General features: G+C 61.1%; 12 protein-coding genes. 5 read left to right on the forward strand and 7 right to left on the reverse strand.

Annotated elements, in window-relative coordinates:
* On the forward strand, positions 1 to 245 hold a 245-nt coding region (locus tag AAFO90_RS21450; RefSeq protein ID WP_347510703.1), incomplete at its 5' end, for a hypothetical protein.
* 622 nt (positions 246 to 867) lie between these two features.
* Positions 868 to 3954, forward strand: coding sequence for a Hint domain-containing protein (locus AAFO90_RS21455; protein ID WP_347510704.1), 3087 nt, complete (start codon positions 868 to 870; stop codon positions 3952 to 3954).
* A gap of 152 nt (positions 3955 to 4106) precedes the next feature.
* On the opposite strand, the gene AAFO90_RS21460 is transcribed toward AAFO90_RS21455, so the two are convergent.
* The 7 genes from AAFO90_RS21460 to AAFO90_RS21490 form a co-directional block, all read right to left on the reverse strand.
* Positions 4107 to 4691: a nucleotidyltransferase family protein gene (locus AAFO90_RS21460; RefSeq protein WP_347510705.1), complete on the reverse strand. Its 585-nt coding sequence runs from the start codon at positions 4689 to 4691 to the stop codon at positions 4107 to 4109.
* Between the two features lie 144 nt (positions 4692 to 4835).
* Entirely contained in the window at positions 4836 to 7253 is a 2418-nt protein-coding gene (locus tag AAFO90_RS21465; RefSeq protein WP_347510706.1) for an FAD-dependent oxidoreductase, read from the reverse strand.
* A 111-nt stretch (positions 7254 to 7364) separates the two neighbouring features.
* Positions 7365 to 8987: a hypothetical protein gene (locus AAFO90_RS21470; RefSeq protein WP_347510707.1), complete on the reverse strand. Its 1623-nt coding sequence runs from the start codon at positions 8985 to 8987 to the stop codon at positions 7365 to 7367.
* A 58-nt stretch (positions 8988 to 9045) separates the two neighbouring features.
* Positions 9046 to 10356 (reverse strand): HlyC/CorC family transporter, encoded by a 1311-nt coding sequence (locus AAFO90_RS21475; protein WP_065273411.1) that lies wholly within the window; start codon positions 10354 to 10356, stop codon positions 9046 to 9048.
* 90 nt (positions 10357 to 10446) lie between these two features.
* Positions 10447 to 11406, reverse strand: coding sequence for a site-specific tyrosine recombinase XerD (locus AAFO90_RS21480; RefSeq protein ID WP_347510708.1), 960 nt, complete (start codon positions 11404 to 11406; stop codon positions 10447 to 10449).
* Position 11407: 1 nt separating this feature from the next.
* Entirely contained in the window at positions 11408 to 12970 is a 1563-nt protein-coding gene (locus tag AAFO90_RS21485; protein WP_347510709.1) for a hypothetical protein, read from the reverse strand.
* Positions 12960 to 13109, reverse strand: a complete 150-nt coding sequence (locus AAFO90_RS21490; RefSeq protein WP_197492328.1) for a hypothetical protein — start codon at positions 13107 to 13109, stop codon at positions 12960 to 12962. The genes AAFO90_RS21485 and AAFO90_RS21490 overlap by 11 nt, the downstream gene beginning before the upstream one ends.
* Before the next feature lie 81 nt (positions 13110 to 13190).
* On the opposite strand from AAFO90_RS21490, the gene AAFO90_RS21495 reads away from it, so the two are divergent.
* From AAFO90_RS21495 to AAFO90_RS21505, 3 genes are all read left to right on the forward strand, one after another.
* Entirely contained in the window at positions 13191 to 13784 is a 594-nt protein-coding gene (locus AAFO90_RS21495; protein WP_347510710.1) for a shikimate kinase, read from the forward strand.
* Entirely contained in the window at positions 13784 to 14902 is a 1119-nt protein-coding gene (gene aroB / locus AAFO90_RS21500; RefSeq protein ID WP_347510711.1) for a 3-dehydroquinate synthase, read from the forward strand. Before AAFO90_RS21495 ends, aroB begins: the two co-directional genes overlap by 1 nt.
* A 309-nt stretch (positions 14903 to 15211) precedes the next feature.
* Positions 15212 to 16570: a sulfotransferase gene (locus AAFO90_RS21505; protein WP_347510712.1), complete on the forward strand. Its 1359-nt coding sequence runs from the start codon at positions 15212 to 15214 to the stop codon at positions 16568 to 16570.
* Positions 16571 to 16657 lie beyond the last annotated feature (87 nt).

Raw genomic sequence — 16657 nt, forward strand, 5'->3', positions numbered from 1 at the left:
CCGCCTGCGATGTCGTAGTCTTCTTCATGGTGTTGCTTTCCTTTCGGTTTGATCACCCCGAGCCTACGGCTCAGGGAAAGCAACGCCACCCTTCAGGCAAACTTCAACATCAACCGGGACATCCCCGCCCCAAACTGCCCTCAAGCGGCAACATCGGCGCAGCCGAAGACGTTGTTCAGACGTTCCTTAAGATTGCCGCGGCTGTTTGTTTCGTACGCAGCAACATTGGCGCTTGTTTCTTGTGATTGCCTCAAACTGGGTGATTATCCGAGAAATTGGCCCGGCACGGCTGCTCGGATGTTTGGCGCTTCAAACAGGCAGAAATTGCAATGAGCAGAGAAACAGAAGGCCGGGTATTGAGTGGATTTTACACACAATAAGGGCGGTAGGTGCCGGATTGTTTCGAATGCTCGTTGCAAGTTAAGCCCTTGCCGTCGTTGATATACTCCAGCTTGGAAACAGTTTTTCAACGTTACAAACTCAAAGAGGGCGCGTTTCTTTGAGTTTCTACAAATCGTTTAAATTTTCTTTCGATTTTTTCCTTTGTTGGTTTCAGGGCCTAGGGTAGTTTCGATTGAGCCCATCTGGGGGGGCTGTTTTTGAGTACGCCGAAATTCGGCACTGGGGTTCTGTTCGCTCTGGTATTTGCTGTCGTCTGCCTGGCAGTGAGTGTGTCGTTGAATGTGCATTGTTGACCTGCACGCCTTTCGGGCTGTGCGGAATACGGCGGCGGTAGAATAGGCCGCATCCCCCTACATGATCGGGTATTGGCGATGTCGGCAGATCTGTGCGGCATGGTTATTTGGTATTCGGTCGCTCCGGCGTCCAGAGTTTCTGGTGCGAGCGCGTGCCGAAGAGGAGAATGTGATGGCTGAGAATTTCGACAACCCGTATTCGGCAAATCTGATTGGTTTGTGGGACTTCCGCGAGGATTACACGGAAGACGACACCGGTCTGGGTGATGGCATTGCGCAGGATGGGACGGGTTCTCCCTCGACAACCTATGCCGGTGGCTGGATGCTCGGAAATGGCAGCAACACGCAGTTCACCGTTGGTGGGAGCGATGATGGCCCGTTCGACCTGACCGAAGGGACACTCATCAGCACTTTTCGGCCAAATGAGGTTCCGGGATCTGAGGCTCAAACCGTTGTCAGCCGCGGTCTTGAGACGTCGGGAGATGCCGACGGCGAAAATTTCGAAATCCGAATCACAGAAGACGGTGCGGTCGAGGTTTCGCACGCAGATGGCGGTGCTTCTGTGCTGCTGACAACCGATCCCGGCTTTTTCACCGGAGGCGATGTGCTGACCGTGAAATACAGCTGGACTGACGGGGGCCAGACGATGGTGGTGGAAAACACCACGCAAGGCACGATCGCAACTGCGGGCGATGACGTGCCCGGCCTGACGCTGGACGTTGCTGCCGAGGAGAGCGACAGTTTCTCCATTGGTGCTGCCGGGGACGGGTCTGCGTCTTTTGACGGTCTGATCGATTATGTGGCCGTGCTGGATGAAGATGTAATCGCGGGTGAGCTGGACGGGATCGTGGAAGGCGGTGCTACGGACGACCTGATCGATGACGCCTATACCGGTGATCCAGAAGGCGACCGGATCGACGCCGGTGATGCGATTAACCCGGCAGATGGCCCGGATGACGATCTGGTCAACGCCGCAGCCGGGGATGACACCGTTGAAGCGGGCGCCGGGGACGACACCGTGCATGGTGGCTCTGGGGCAGACAGCCTTAGCGGGGGCGCAGGCGATGACGTGCTGGAGGGTGACACCGATGCGCCGGGCGCCGGTCCCAGCAGCCGCGAGGTTTTCCAGTGGGATCTGGCGCCGGATCCGGATGATGGCGGCGCGGTTGATCCGCAGGACGATCTGAGCGGCGGCTTTTCGCAGGACACAGGTTCGGTTACCGTTGATTTCTCGGTCCTGTCGCAATCCTCCGGATCGGTCACTGAGTTCAGCAACACCACGCAATTCGTTGGCAATATTGATACCGACGGCAGTGCGGCCGACGCCAACAGTGGCCTGTATTCGGATCTTAATTCAGATGGCAGCAACGCGGCCTATCAGCTCGATTTCTCAGATCCGGTTGGAAATGTTTCCTTCCGTATCAACGATATCGATGGCGATGGCTCGGTACAGGTCAGCGCATTTGACGCTGACGGAAACCCGGTAATCGTCAATCTCTCGGGCGGACCGGCGCTGACTTTGTCGGATGCGGATGCCGTGCCGGGCGATGACAGTGCCGAGGTCAAGGTTGACGGCACCTATGCCAGCGATGTCGATCCGGACATTTCCCTGTTGGTGACAATTCCGGGCCCGGTGTCCTCTATCGTGATCAGCCACAGCCAGGATGGCACCAACAACAGCGGGATCGACGTCACTGATGTCTACTTTGATGCCACCGATCCCACCGCGCCGATCGTGCCGGGAAATGACACCATTGATGGCGGCGACGGTGATGATGTGATCATCGGCAATGGCGGGGACGACAGCCTGACCGGCGGTGACGGGTCTGACAGCGTCGATGGCGGCGACGGGGATGATGTCATCGACACCTCTGGCAACGAGCCGACACCGCTGCCGGATCGCGGTTTCCCGGGCTACACCGGCACCACGCCAAACATTCCGCCGATCCCGGCGGACAGCGATCCCTATGATGACATGGATACCGTCGCGGGTGGCGCGGGCAATGACACCATCACCACTGGTGATGACGCCGACCTGATCTCCGGTGGCGCCGGTGATGACAGCATCGATGGTGGCATTGACGACGATACGGTCGATGGCGGCGCCGACAACGATATGATCATCGGCGGTGAGGGCTCTGACGTTCTGCTGGGGGGCGATGGGGACGATACCCTTTATGGCGGTCTTGATCCGGCCTTCCCGGATGGGCTCAACATCATGGACGATGGCGCTGATGGGCGCCCCGTTGATCCTGATCCGACCAATGGCATGGACACCATCGAAGGCGGTGCTGGCAACGATCTGATCTACGGCCAGGACGACGACGATGTCATTTCCGGTGGGGAAGGCGACGACACCATTGATGCGGGTATCGATGACGACGAGGTGACCGGCGGCACCGGCAACGACGTGATCACCGGTGGCCATGGGGCCGACACGCTGAGTGGCGGCGCTGATCGCGACTTGTTCATCGGTGCATCCGATGGCGATGTGGTCGACGGCGGCTCGGCTGGCGATGACTACGATACGCTGGATCTGACCGGTCAGAACTTTGAAATCACCAGCCGCACGCTGGACGCCGATGGCAACAGCTATTCGGGCACCATCAACCTGCTGGATGGCGCGGACTCCGTAATTGGATCCATGACCTATAGCGAGATCGAGCGGATCATTCCCTGTTTCACGCCGGGCACCCTGATCGCGACCCCTGATGGGGAGCGCAAGGTCGAGGATCTGCAGGCGGGGGACCGGGTGATCACCCGTGACAACGGCATTCAGGAAATCCGCTGGATCGGAGCCCGTAGCCTGACCGAATCCGAACTGAAGGACGCCGCGCATCTGCAACCGGTGTTGATCCGTCAGGGTGCGCTTGGCAATGGTCTGCCGGAGCGCGACATGATGGTCAGTCCGAACCACCGGGTACTGGTCGCCAACGACAAAACGGCGCTTTATTTCGAGGACCGCGAGGTTCTGGTCGCGGCGAAGCATCTGACCGGCCTTGAAGGGGTGGACGTGGTGGAAACCACTGCGGTGACCTACATCCACTTCATGTTCGACCAGCACGAGGTGGTTCTGTCGGATGGTGCCTGGACAGAAAGCTTCCAGCCCGGTGATCTGACTCTGCGTGGTCTGGATGGGGATCAGCGCAACGAGGTGCTGGAACTGTTCCCCGAATTGCAGACTGTCGAGGGCCGCGAGGCCTACACGTCAGCGCGCCGGTCGTTGAAGAAACACGAAGCGCGGCTGCTGGTTCACTGAACGGTCCGTCCGTGGCACCGGGGGGAAGCTGCGGAAGAGGACCCGTGAACCACTGCAGACCGAGGCTTCGGGGGAGGGGCAGGGCCGCTGGGTCCTGCCTTTCTTGTTATCAGGTGGTCTTTCGGATTGGGGGGGCGTCCGAGGGCAGGCCTTCAAACCCGCGCGGCACGCCAGGCGGCCCAGGCTTCGGGCGTGTCCAAATCCGTTGTCGCATGGCGGGCGGGCAGGGTGATATATTGTACCTTGTCCTGCTTCAGCAGCACACGGGCGCCCTGATCGCCGGTGATCGCCTCAAGATCCGCAAAACAGCGTTTGGGGAAGAGCACCGGATGCCCGGACTGGCCGTCCTCGGCCGTGGCGCGCAGAATCGGGCCATCGCCGCCATGGAAATGCGCTGCCATGTGCATCAGGTCCTGCGTTTCCAGCTCGGGCATGTCTGCGGGCACGATCATCACCCCTTCGGTCGTCTCCGGCAGGGCAGTCACTCCGCGCCGGATCGAGGCAGCCATGCCTTCATCAGCGTCCGGTACCGGGACGGGCGTTGCCGTACCGGTCAGACCGGTGCGCGGGTGTGCCTCGTTCGGGACGGTGACATAAACCGGCAATCCGGTCAGCGCAGCGCGGCGGCACATCAGAGCGAGCAGGGGCTGGCCTTCCACATCTTCGCTCAGCTTGTCGCGCCCAGCCATACGGGACGACGCGCCTGCCGCAAGCAGAAGGATAGCAATGTTGGACATGGAACGTTCCCCCGTGGCTGCTCTGTCACCTGCCAGCCGTTTGGGGATCTTGTGGGCATTGTGCCCATAAAGCCAGAGATTTCTGGCGCCTGCGTCACCCCCGCCCGGGAACAGGCGGAGGCAAAATGCGTTTCAGATCACTGGTCAGCCGCGCATGCGGGCGCCGTCGGCGTCGAACAGCGGCGTGGTGATCAGGCGGGCCTTGTGCATCTTGCCGAGAATTTCGATCTCGGCCTCCAGCCCTTCGGCCACCTTGTCGGTCGGCACGAACCCTTGCGCGATGGATTTCCCGGCGTGATGGGAATAGCCGCCCGAGGTGCAGAAGCCGACAACCGTGCCATCCAGCCAGATCGGTTCATAGGCGGTGACATCGGCGTCATCCGCATCAACCTCAAAGGCGCAGAGCTTGCGCGCGGGACCCGCATCGCGTTCTGCCTCGGCAGCGGCGCGGCCAATGAAGTCCACGTCCTTCTTGAAGGAGATGAAGCGGTCCAGCCCGGTTTCGGCAGCGGTGTAGTCGGGGGAGAATTCCCGCAGCCAGGCGCCAAAGAATTTATCCAGCCGCAGCGACATCATCGCCCGCATGCCGAAGGGCTTCATGCCATGGGGCTGGCCTGCCTCCCACAACACATTCCACAGGGCACGCTGGCTGGGCAGATCGCAGTAGATCTCATAGCCGAGGTCACCGGTATAGCTGACCCGCTGCACCACGCAGTCTGCCATGCCGACGCTCATCCGGCGCACGTCCAGGAATTTCATGTCGGAAATATCCTGTCGCGTGCAGGCCTGCAGCACCTCGCGCGCCTTGGGGCCCGCGATCTGGAAGCCGTTGACCCGGTCCGAGATGTTCTCGACGTGAACGCCGTCCTGTGCGTTCTGCTGGAACCAGCGCATATGATAGGCCTGCGCGCCATAAGAAGCTGTCAGCTGGTAGGTTTCCTGATCGAGGCAGGAGATGGTGAAATCACCTATCAGGCGTCCCTTGTGCGACAGCATCGGCGTCAGGCTGATCCGGCCCGGCTGCGGCACCCGGCCTGCCATGACACGGTCCAGCCAGGCGCGGGCATTGGGGCCGGTGACCCGGTATTTGCCGAAGTTATGCACCTCGTTGATCCCAACCGCTTCGCGCACGGCCTTGACCTCACGCGCCGTGGCGTCAAAGGCGTTGGAGCGGCGGAAAGAGGGCGTCTCGTAGCGCGGCTCACCCTCTGCGGCGAAGTAGTTCACCACTTCCATGCCGTATTGCTGGCCCCAGACCGCGCCCATCTTGTCGAAGATATCGTACATCGGTGTGGTTCGGAAAGGACGCGCGGCGGGCAGTTCCTCGTTCGGGTAGGAGACGGAGAACCGGGTCTGGTAGTTTTCGATCACTTTGGGACGGGTATAGCCCGGCGTGATCCAGTCGCCGTAACGGGCACAGTCCATGGCGAAGGTATCGCGTTCGCATTCACCTTCGACCATCCATTGCGCCAGCATCAGGCCAACACCGCCACCCTGGCTGAAGCCTGCCATGACGGCGCAGGCGGACCAGTAGTTGCGCATGCCGGGCACGGGGCCGACCAGCGGGTTGCCGTCGGGGGCAAAGGTGAAGGGACCGTGGATCACCGATTTCACCCCGGCGCGCTCCAGCGCGGGGAAGCGGCGATAGGCAAAGGCGATGCTGTCCTCGATTTTGTCGAAATTGTCGGGCAGCAGTTCGTGGCCAAAGTTCCACGGCGTGCCGTCGACCGCCCAGGGTTTGCAGGGTTGTTCATAGAAACCGATGCAGAGGCCGCGCCCCTCCTGGCGCAGGTAGCTTTCGCCGGCCGGATCCATCACGTGCGGGTGCTCGCCACCCGCGTCGATAATGGCCGCGATTTCAGGCACTTCGTCGGTGACGATATATTGGTGCTCCATCGGGTGTAGCGGGAAATAAACCCCGGCCATCGCGCCCACTTCGCGCGCCCAAAGTCCGCCTGCGTTGACCACGTGTTCGGCGTGGATGGTGCCCTTTTCGGTGACCACGTCCCAGGTGCCATCGGGGCGCTGGTTGGTCTCGATCACCTTGCAATGGGTTTCGATGGTTGCACCGCCCATGCGCGCCGCCTTGGCATAAGCGTGGGTTGTGCCCGAGGGATCAAGGTGCCCGTCGAGGGGATCGTAAAGCGCGCCAAGGATGCCGTCGGTATTGGTGACCTCCGACAGTTTCTTCACCTCTTCGGGGCCGATGATGTCGGTCTCAAGCCCCATGAAGCGGTGCTTGGCCCGCTCGGCCTTCAGCATGTCAAAGCGTTCCTGATTATCGGCCAGGGTAATGCCGCCGACGTGGTGCAAGCCACAGGACATGCCGGTGATCTCTTCCAGCTCGCGGTAGAGTTTGATGGTATAGCCCTGAAGCGCCGCCATATTGGTGTCGCCATTGAGCGTGTGAAAGCCGCCTGCCGCGTGCCACGTCGAGCCGGAGGTCAGCTCGGACCGTTCGATCAGCATGACGTCGGACCAGCCCAGTTTGGTCAGGTGATAAAGGACCGAACAGCCGACGACTCCGCCGCCGATGACTGCCACGCGCGTTGTGGTCTTCATGATTGTGCTCCCTGGCGTTCTGCGTTTCGGCCATTCTGGACAGAAGTGAACAGTAGTCCAGTGAAAAAGCGACATCTCATGTCGCTGGCAGATCGGAGGAGAGGGGAACTGTCAGTCTTCGCTGCGGAAACGGCTGTTCTGGATGATGACAATGGCGATCAGCGGCGCGACCAGCGTCAGCACGGCAACGGTGATCAACAATGGCCCGAGCTGAGTGTAATCGGCGGCGGTGACGACGGTGCCATCGGCATCTGTGACCTCACGCGTGACCACGAAGATCTGGTTAAGGTACTTGGTGCCAAGGCTGGAAGCCGAAAGCGCCAGATTGGTGAAGGAGGCCATCACCGCAAAGAAGGTCGCCTTCAGCCCCGAGGGCGCGTTGCGGGCAATCCATGCCAGCATCGGGATCATCGACACCTGTCCCAGCGGCGACTCCACTGCAGTGTCCACCAGTGCGATGAAACGGGCATCCACGACCCCACCGGTCATCGCCGAGGTCCATTCATGGACACCGTAGTAAAGCGCCAGATTCGGCAGGCTCAGCAGGGCCTCGCTGCAGGTCAGGAAAATCACGATCCAGGCAATCGTGTGGTTGGCCATCATCGGCCGTAAAACGATCATGCCGACCAGTGTCAGCAGCGAAGCGATCAGCGACAGCACCGAAAAGAACTGAGGATCAAAACCCAGAACGTCGATTTCGAACCAACTGGCCCCGGGGCCACTGAGGGGCTTGGCACGGTAGACGAAAATGATGATCGCGGTGCCAATCAGCGCGCGGGCCTGGGCTGGCGTCAGCACCGCGATCAACTGGCGCATCAGCAGCAGGACGATGGCCATGGATCCGGCAAAGATGATTTCCTGCCCATAGGCCAGATCGCTGAGCCCGACGCTGAGCGACAGCGCAACAAAGGCGCCGCCGCCGATGAAATACCACCAGTTCACATCCACCGGATCGCGCGGCGGATCGAGCCAGGTGCGGATCTCGGCCTGTGGCAGTCCGGCGCGGCGCAGATCGGCAGTCCTGCGCAAGCGCTGCACAAGGGCAAGCGCGACCCCGGACAGGGACAGCACCGGCACCAGCAGCGCCAGCGTATAGACATGGGCGTAAAGCGCGCCCTTTTCTGCTTGTGGCAGGGCTTCGGCGCCTTCGAACAACAGCACGTTCAGCGCGGCCGCCGCGCTGGAGCCGCCGATCAGGGCGATACGGCCCAGGGTTTGCATGGTTGTGTGCAGTGCACGGGTTTCTTCTTCGGCCAGCAACGTGCCGTCGGCATCCCGGTGCGGAACCGCCTCGACAGACATGGCATCGGCGACCACGTCCTGCAGCACAAAACCGCAGGGCGCCAGAATGATCGCGGTTACATACCAGGCATTGACCGGCATGATCGCCTGCATAACCTCGGGCAGGGTCAACAATGCCACGATGATCCCATAGCTTGACGCCATCAGCGCCGCACCCAGAAGGATCAGCAGGTATTTCCAGCGCCAGATCAGATCCACCAGATGCCCGATCGGCATTTTCAGCGCCCAGGGAATACCTACCCAAAAGCTGAGCCCGGCGAGGAAGGCCGCGGGCAGGTCCAGATATTCCTTGACGTAAAAGGCCCCGGCAACCGAGGTGATGCCCTGCGCCCCATAGGCGAAATAGATCAGCAGAGGCGGCAGGAACGACCAGCGCATCTGCCGGGACAGATCCACGAAGATACTGTCGATCCATCGCCACGCCCGGGTCATGGGCTGCGTCCGGTCCGGGAGGCGGGGCTATCGCCTCCGTTTCTGCGCGGGCTCTGGGTCATGTCAGCGGGCGCACCTTCAGATCGGTGATCCGGTTGCCTTCGCGACCTGTCACCTCGAACCGGAAGCCATGGAAGGAGAACACCTGTCCAACGGTGGGGATCATCTGCGCCTCATGGATCACAAGACCGGCGATGGTGTTCGCCTCATCATCGGGCAGGTTCCATTCGGTGGCGCGGTTGAGATCGCGAATGGTCGTGGCGCCCTCCACGAGGAAATTGCCGTCCTGGGTCTTCTTGGCAAGGGATTGCTCCGCCGGGTCGAATTCATCGGTGATCTCGCCGACGATTTCCTCAAGGATGTCCTCAAGCGTGATGAGACCTTGCAAGGCACCATATTCGTCCACCACCAGGGCGAAATGACTGCGCATGCGCAGGAACTGGCGCATCTGGTCGTCCAGCGTGGTGGTTTCCGGTACAAAGTAGGGCGGTTTCGCGACCGAGGTGATCTGGAAGTTGCGCAACGCCGCGGCATCGCCATCCGGCCCTCCGATCTGGGCATACATATCGCGCAGCAGATCCTTGGCATGGACAACGCCGATGATGTTTTCCTGCTCATCCTTGAACACCGGCAGACGGGTATGGGGTGAGGTCAGGCATTGCTCCAGAATGACCTCTGGGTCGGAATTGGCGTCGATCATCTCGATATGGGAACGGTGCAGCATGATCTCCTCGACAAAGCGGTCGGACAGATCCAGCGCGCCGAGGATACGGTCGCGGTCCTCTTTTTCCACGACGCCTTCGGAATGGCCCAGTTGCAGGGCGCCTGCGATCTCTTCGCGCACTGCCATGATGTGGCTGTCCGGGTCGATCTGAACTCCGAAGAGGCGCAGCACGCCGCGCACCAGCAGCCGCACTGCACCGACGACCGGCGCCAGTATGGTCACCAGAAAGCCAATCACCGGGGCTACGGCAGATGCGGCCTTTTCGGCGTTGGAAATCGCGTATGTCTTGGGCAGAACCTCGGCAAAGATAAGAACCAGCAGAGTCATGACCAGGGTTGCCAGCGCAACGCCGCCTTCGCCGAATGCGCGGGTGAACAGCGCCGTCGCCAGTGAGGTCGCCAGAATATTGACGAGGTTGTTGCCCAGCAGAACCGAGCCGATCAGCCGCTCGCTGTCCTCGGTCACGGCCAAGGCGCTGCGGGCGCCGCGTGCGCCCTTGTCGGCCTGGGTGCGGAGCTTCCCGCGCGAGGCGGCGGTCAGGGCTGTTTCGGAGCCAGAGAAGAAGGCCGAAAGAACGAGCAGCAGAGCAATGGATCCGGCGCTAAGCCAGAATGCGCTGTCCAGAGTGGTCGGATCGGTTTCCATGTCGGGTCCAGTTTATCAGAAGGATTTTGTATGGTTATGGGCGTCCTGCCGGTTTCGTTCAAGGGGCAGGGCGCTTCCGTGCGGCGCGGCTTATTCTTTGTCGCCAGGGCCCTTGTTGCGGGACAGGGGGTGGTGCTGCAGGACCAGCTCGCTCAGGCGGGCATCCAGCACATGGGTATAGATCTCGGTCGTGGCGATATCTGCGTGGCCCAGCAGCGCCTGAATGGCGCGCAGATCAGCGCCATTGGCCAGCAGATGGGTGGCAAAGGCATGGCGCAGCGTGTGCGGCGTCACCTTTTGCGGCGACACGCCACCGGTGACGGCAAATTCCTTGATCAACAGGTAGAACCGGTGCCGGGTCAGGTGCCCTTCCTTGCCGCGCGAGGGGAACAGAAACCGTGAGGCGGGCTTGCCCTGTTTTTCGGCCTCGGCAGCGGCGGCATCGCGGGCTTTCAGCCACTCGGCCAGCGCATCGCGGGCCGGGGGCGACAGGGGGACCATGCGTTCCTTGCCGCCCTTGCCCAGAACCAGCAGCATGCGCGGATCGCCCCGTGCGGCGCTGACCGGCAGCGAGACCAGTTCGCTCACCCGCATGCCGGTGGCATAGAGCAACTCCATCAGGCAGGTGTTGCGCAGCCGGTCGTCGGGCGTGCGGCCAGTCTGACGCGCGGCCTCTAGCAGGCGGTCGACTTCGGTCACCTCCAGCGTCTTTGGCAGGGATTTGCTGCGCCCCGGCCCTTTGATCTGAATGGCGGGATTGTCTGTGCGCCAGCCTTCTTCAAAAGCAAAGCGGTAGATCTGCCGGATCGCAGACAGACGCCGCGCGCGGGTGGCCCGCGACAGGCCTTCGGCGTCGCAGGCAATCAGGTAGGCTTCGATATCATCCTGACTGGCCGCGCCAAAGCTGGTATTGCGCCGGGCCATCCAGCCGAAAAGATCCTTCAGGTCGCGACCATAGGCCAGCAGCGTGTTGCGCGCTGCCCCGAGATCGGCTGCCTGGGCATCCAGAAAGGTCGCGATCCATTGCAGATCATCGCGCGGGGCATCCATATCAGTGCCTGTCGAGCAGCAAGAGCTGAAGCGCCGCCCGGCGCGCGGTATCCTCAAGCCCCATCGCCCTTAGTGCAATCAGCGCGGCGCTGAGATCGCCCAGGTTGCCATCGGCGCCATGGGCAAAGAGTTCGATGGTCTGCAAGATCGCTTCGCCCAGCTGGCCATTGTCCAGAAGGCGGGCGATGGAAACAGGCATTTCTGCGTCGGCCGTGAAACCGGTACTGATGGAGGCCGCCAGATCGGAAGGGGGCTCCACCTCTGCCGGGCGGCCTTGTGCCAAGGCAGCCAGAAACAGGTCTTCGGCGGAGCGCGACGGTGGATTATGCGCCGCAAGTTCATAGCTCCGCGCCAAGAGCCGGATACGCCAGGCTAGTTCGGCAGCCTCGCCCTGCAGGCGTGCGCGGCCCAGATCGTCGGCAAAAAGATCGGCAAATGCGACTTCGATCCTGGAAGCCTGCGCGGCTTCCCACGCGGATTGAAGGGCGTCATCCAGTGCCGCAGAGTAGCCCGGATCGGTCCGATTGCCGCGCAGCGCGGTTTCAAAGGTCTGCAGGGCGCGGACCCGGTCCCAGATACCGCCGGAGGCGGCAGGTTTGCGTTCAGTGAACAGGCCAAGCAGTTGGTTGGGGTTAAGCGCCCCGACACGGGTCAGTCGCTCTGCCGCCTCAAGCTGGGCTTTCCAACCGGCGATGTCGCGCAGATCGGCAGCGGCAAAGGCGCGCGGCAAGGGCGCCGTCGGTTGCCGTTCTCCGATGGTTTCAAACAGGCGGAAGGTCAGGGGATCAGGATTGTCTGGCGCCGGAAGCGGTGCGGCTCCTTCGAAGATATCCGGGTTCAGGAACCGGTCGAGCAAGGCCATCGCCGGTGGATCCAGCAGCTCCAGCGCATGGGCGGATTCCAGCATCAGCGCCGCAGTCGGCCAGTCGCCGCGCCGGGCCGCGCAAAAGATCCGCGCGCTATAATCTGGCGCCAGATAGGGTGCAGCGGTCAGCGCGGCGCAGGCCCGGTCCTCATCCCCGGTCAGGAGCGTGCTGTCGAACCAGCGTTCGAAGCGAGCGCGTGTTTCCGACGGTCCAGCCTGTTCGGCCAGCGCCTGTGCCGGGTCGATGGCACCGAGGTCGATCAGCCGGTCGAGGCGGGCCAGCAGAATGGCGTCATCGCCGCCGGGCAATGGGCGGCTCTCTGACAGAATGACAGTGAACAGCAGCGACTGCATCGCTGGGCTGTTATGCACCGGCACGTCGCGCAGCAGCCGTGCAATGTCCTGCGGAGCGCTGGCGCGCCAAAGGTCGATTGGCAGCCCGGTGGCAGAGGGCGTCACTAATCCGATCGGGGGCAACAGCGCCTCAAGCGGGGTTACCGAGATTTCCGGCCGCGCGGCGCTTCCCGCGGTTGGCGGCTCCAGCAGCACTGTATCCGGCAATACCTGGCTTTGGGTCTGTCCCAGCCAGTCGATCACCGTCAGCGGTTCCTCCGCCAGTGGCGGAGAGGCGCCCGCAGCGCCCGCAAAGATCGCCGCAAGGGCAAGGGCGAGAGGTCCTGAAGAATGCCTAGTCGGCATGCAGGACCACCGGTTTGCGGATCTCCTCTGTCGGGGCGCTGAAATCAGCGCCGAACCACGGGCCGACATAGGCGTATCCCACCAGGCCGATCGCGGCCAGAACAACAATATAAAATAGATATTTGATCAAACTTGCCATTGCGTCCCTGCTGCCTGCTTCTTTGTGTTTTGCTCAAGTTATATATGGCCTTTTCGGCAATATCACGTCATTCACTGAAGAATGAGCGAAAAAGAGCAAACCGAAGAAACTGTGACCGTCGGACCGACACCGGGAAGGCTGAAAAAGACGATCGTCATGGTTGGGATGATGGGCGCGGGCAAGACCGCTGTGGGCCGGGCGCTGGCTGCACGGCTGGATGTGCCGTTTCTGGATAGCGACCATGAAATCGAAGCTGCCGCCAATATGTCGATCCCGGAGATCTTCTCGCGCGATGGGGAGCCGTTTTTCCGGATCAAGGAACGTCAGGTCATCGCCCGCTTGCTCGAAGAAGAGCGCGGTGTGCTTTCGACCGGGGGCGGCGCCTTCCTGTCCGAAGAGAATCGCACCCTGATCACCGAAGGCGGTGTGTCGGTCTGGCTGCAGGCGGACCTTGAGGTTCTGTGGAACCGGGTGCGCCACCGGGACAGTCGCCCTTTGTTACGTACCAGTGACCCCAAGGCCACCCTGCGCGAGCTTTATGACGCGAGGGTGCCATTTTATGAAAAGGCCGACCTGACGGTGAAATCCGACGGGCAGGCTTCGATTGAAACAATGGTCGACCGGGTGCTTGAGGCCCTGAAGGAGCGGCCAGACGTATTGGAATGGACGAAATAATGCAGCGCACAGTTCACGTACCCCTTGGCGAGCGCGCCTATGATGTGGTGATCGGTCCCGGCCTGTTGCAGGAGGCGGGCAAGCGGATCAAACCGCTGCTGAACCGCCCCCGGGTTGCGGTTCTGACCGACGAAAACGTGGCGGCCAGGCACCTTGATACCCTGCGGGCCGGACTGGCGGCGGAAGGCATCGAAATGGATGCGCTGGCCTTGCCGCCCGGCGAAGGTACCAAAGCCTGGCCGCAGTTCTCTCGCGCGGTCGAATGGCTGCTGGAGGCGCAGGTGGAACGCTCTGACATCGTGATTGCCCTTGGCGGTGGTGTGATCGGGGATCTGGCCGGGTTTGCTGCAGCCGTCCTGCGGCGCGGCGTGCGTTTCGTGCAGATCCCGACCTCCCTGCTGGCGCAGGTCGACAGTTCGGTCGGAGGCAAGACCGGGATCAACGCGCCGCAGGGCAAGAACCTGATCGGCGCTTTTCACCAGCCCTCGCTGGTGCTGGCGGATACCGAGGTTCTGGGCACGCTGACCGCGCGGGATTTCCTGTCCGGCTATGGCGAGGTGGTGAAATACGGTCTGCTGGGCGATGCTGCGTTCTTTGACTGGCTCGAAGAACACGGCCCGGCACTGGCGGCGGGCGATATGGCGGCCCGGGTCGAAGCGGTGGCCCGCTCGGTCCAGATGAAGGCCGATATCGTCGTGCGCGATGAGACCGAACAGGGCGATCGCGCTTTGCTGAACCTTGGCCATACATTTTGCCACGCGCTGGAGGCGGCGACCGGTTATTCCGACCGTCTGATGCACGGCGAGGGCGTTGCCATCGGCTGCGCGCTTGCGTTCGAATTGTCCTCGCGTCTGGGGCTGTGCAGTCAGGAAGACCCCAGCCGGGTCCGCGCCCATCTGAAGGCGATGGGAATGAAGGCGGATCTGTCGGATATTCCCGGCGATCTGCCCGGCGCGGCGGCGCTGCTGGAGCTGATGGGGCAGGACAAGAAGGTGGTCGCAGGCCAGCTGCGGTTCGTTCTGGCGCGCGGCATTGGCGAGGCCTTTGTCACTGCCGATGTGCCGCCGCAGAAGGTTCTGGAGGTCTTGCAGAACGCCCTGGCAGAAAAGCGGAGCTGATCGCAAACGGCCATCCGACAAACCAAACAGAGGCAGGCCCTTCGCCTTGGCACGGCCTTAGGATTCCCCGCCGCGATGCGCGCGGGCGTGGGCCTTCTGCAGCGCGTCCTGCGCCTTTTATCACCTGACGGACCATCTACCGGATTTACCTGAGATTTACCTCGTTCCCTTAGCACTGGCGAGGGCGGTCAGAGTCGATTTCCGACGACAGTGCGAGCAGAGGTGTCTGCCTCTCTCTTGTCCCATCGTTTGATGTGCTCTCTGATCTGGCCGGAAACGGAGCGAATAAATTTCGGGGCGCATTATAGAATGGCAAAGGTCGCATCAAAGAAGGTTGTCACCGGGCGTGAGGCTGAGGACTGGCAGGCAGAGGTCAATGAGCTGCACGCGAATGGTTATCATACCCATGCGCTGGCGCTGGTGAGTGCACGGGCTCGGGCGGGCCATGTAGATCGGGATACTCTGGCGCAGCTCGCCTTATGCTATTTCAATTTGGGAGATTTCGATTCCGGGGTGAAACTGTGCGGCGTTTTGGTTCAAAAATGGCCCGAGGATGCAGAGGCATGGGTTCTATATGGTAATTTCCTGAATGCGATGGGCCACCAAGATCAAGCGGTGGAGAAATTCGAACGGGCTTTGAAAGTTAACCCCTACTATTCCGAGGCGATCCAAGAAATCTACCGCCTCAAAGGTTTTTCAAATAATAGCCTATATGTGAGCCGACTAAAAAAGATTATTAAACCTAAGTCTTCCGGCCGGATTAAAATTGGTCGGGCGCTAAACCTGCTTGGTACGATGGAACTGAAGTCCGGGAACGGTAAGGCAGCGTTTCGCTATTTTGCCCAATCCAAGGCGTCGCAGTTGACGGAACCCTACGATACGGATGAATTTTCTCGCAGGGTGGCCCTGCAGAAGGACCTGTATCGGCCCCACTCCCATTCAGCCGAAAATTCGGATGGCCCGAAGGTCTTATTCGTCTGCGGCTTGCCGCGTTCAGGGACCACGCTGTGCGAAAGGATCCTGCTCCGTCACTCAGATGTAGCCTCGGTTGGCGAAAGCCAGGCTTTGATCGCGACCGAGACTGAGGTCCAAAAGTTTATGCATGATAAAGGACACGGTCGGGATCGGTACAATTGGGTCGAAGCGCTGACCGATGATGATGCTTCGGTTTTCCGAAAGTACTACTACGAGCGCGCGATGTTTGGGCAGGATAGGGGGGATGTCATCGTCGATAAAATGCCGCAGAATGTGTTGAGTATCGGGTTGGCAAAGCGGATTCTACCTGATGCAAAGTTCGTGTTTCTGGCACGTCACCCTCTGGATGTAGCGCTGTCGAATTTCTCCATCTATTTTACCAATGTTCTTCCCTATACCTGTCGGCTCGAGTGGATGGCCGGTATGATACGGACAGTCTATGACAGCGTGTTGGATTATGAGGGAAAGCTGCCTCGGGATATACGGTCGCAGTCTTTTCGCGCTCTGGTGACCGACCCCGAGGTGCAGATCCGTGCACTTTTGGAGCATTGCGGCCTGGACTGGCAAGAGGCCTGCCTTTCGCCGGAGAAAGGGGATGCGATGGTGCGAACCGCGTCGTTGGCGCAGGTACAGGAGAAGATCAACACGCACGGTCTAGGGTCTGTGGACATTCAGGATTCCCAAGCTGGCTGAAATCTGATTCAAGCTTCCAAAATGGAGGTTTGAATGAACGAAGAGCGGTTTGTGTTGACAGATGAGGTCTGGGTCCGCCTTGCGCCC

The organism is Phaeobacter sp. CAU 1743 (genome assembly GCF_039839315.1).
Lineage (GTDB): Bacteria > Pseudomonadota > Alphaproteobacteria > Rhodobacterales > Rhodobacteraceae > Phycobacter > Phycobacter gallaeciensis_A.

Bases quoted from the DNA above. Each gene is read 5' to 3' on its own strand.
- AAFO90_RS21455 (WP_347510704.1), top strand. From the start codon at position 868: ATGGCTGAGAATTTCGACAACCCGTATTCGGCAAATCTGATTGGTTTG.
- AAFO90_RS21460 (WP_347510705.1), bottom strand. From the start codon at position 4,691: ATGTCCAACATTGCTATCCTTCTGCTTGCGGCAGGCGCGTCGTCCCGT.
- AAFO90_RS21465 (WP_347510706.1), bottom strand. From the start codon at position 7,253: ATGAAGACCACAACGCGCGTGGCAGTCATCGGCGGCGGAGTCGTCGGC.
- AAFO90_RS21470 (WP_347510707.1), bottom strand. From the start codon at position 8,987: ATGACCCGGGCGTGGCGATGGATCGACAGTATCTTCGTGGATCTGTCC.
- AAFO90_RS21475 (WP_065273411.1), bottom strand. From the start codon at position 10,356: ATGGAAACCGATCCGACCACTCTGGACAGCGCATTCTGGCTTAGCGCC.
- AAFO90_RS21480 (WP_347510708.1), bottom strand. From the start codon at position 11,406: ATGGATGCCCCGCGCGATGATCTGCAATGGATCGCGACCTTTCTGGAT.
- AAFO90_RS21485 (WP_347510709.1), bottom strand. From the start codon at position 12,970: ATGCCGACTAGGCATTCTTCAGGACCTCTCGCCCTTGCCCTTGCGGCG.
- AAFO90_RS21490 (WP_197492328.1), bottom strand. From the start codon at position 13,109: ATGGCAAGTTTGATCAAATATCTATTTTATATTGTTGTTCTGGCCGCG.
- AAFO90_RS21495 (WP_347510710.1), top strand. From the start codon at position 13,191: ATGAGCGAAAAAGAGCAAACCGAAGAAACTGTGACCGTCGGACCGACA.
- aroB (WP_347510711.1), top strand. From the start codon at position 13,784: ATGCAGCGCACAGTTCACGTACCCCTTGGCGAGCGCGCCTATGATGTG.
- AAFO90_RS21505 (WP_347510712.1), top strand. From the start codon at position 15,212: ATGGCAAAGGTCGCATCAAAGAAGGTTGTCACCGGGCGTGAGGCTGAG.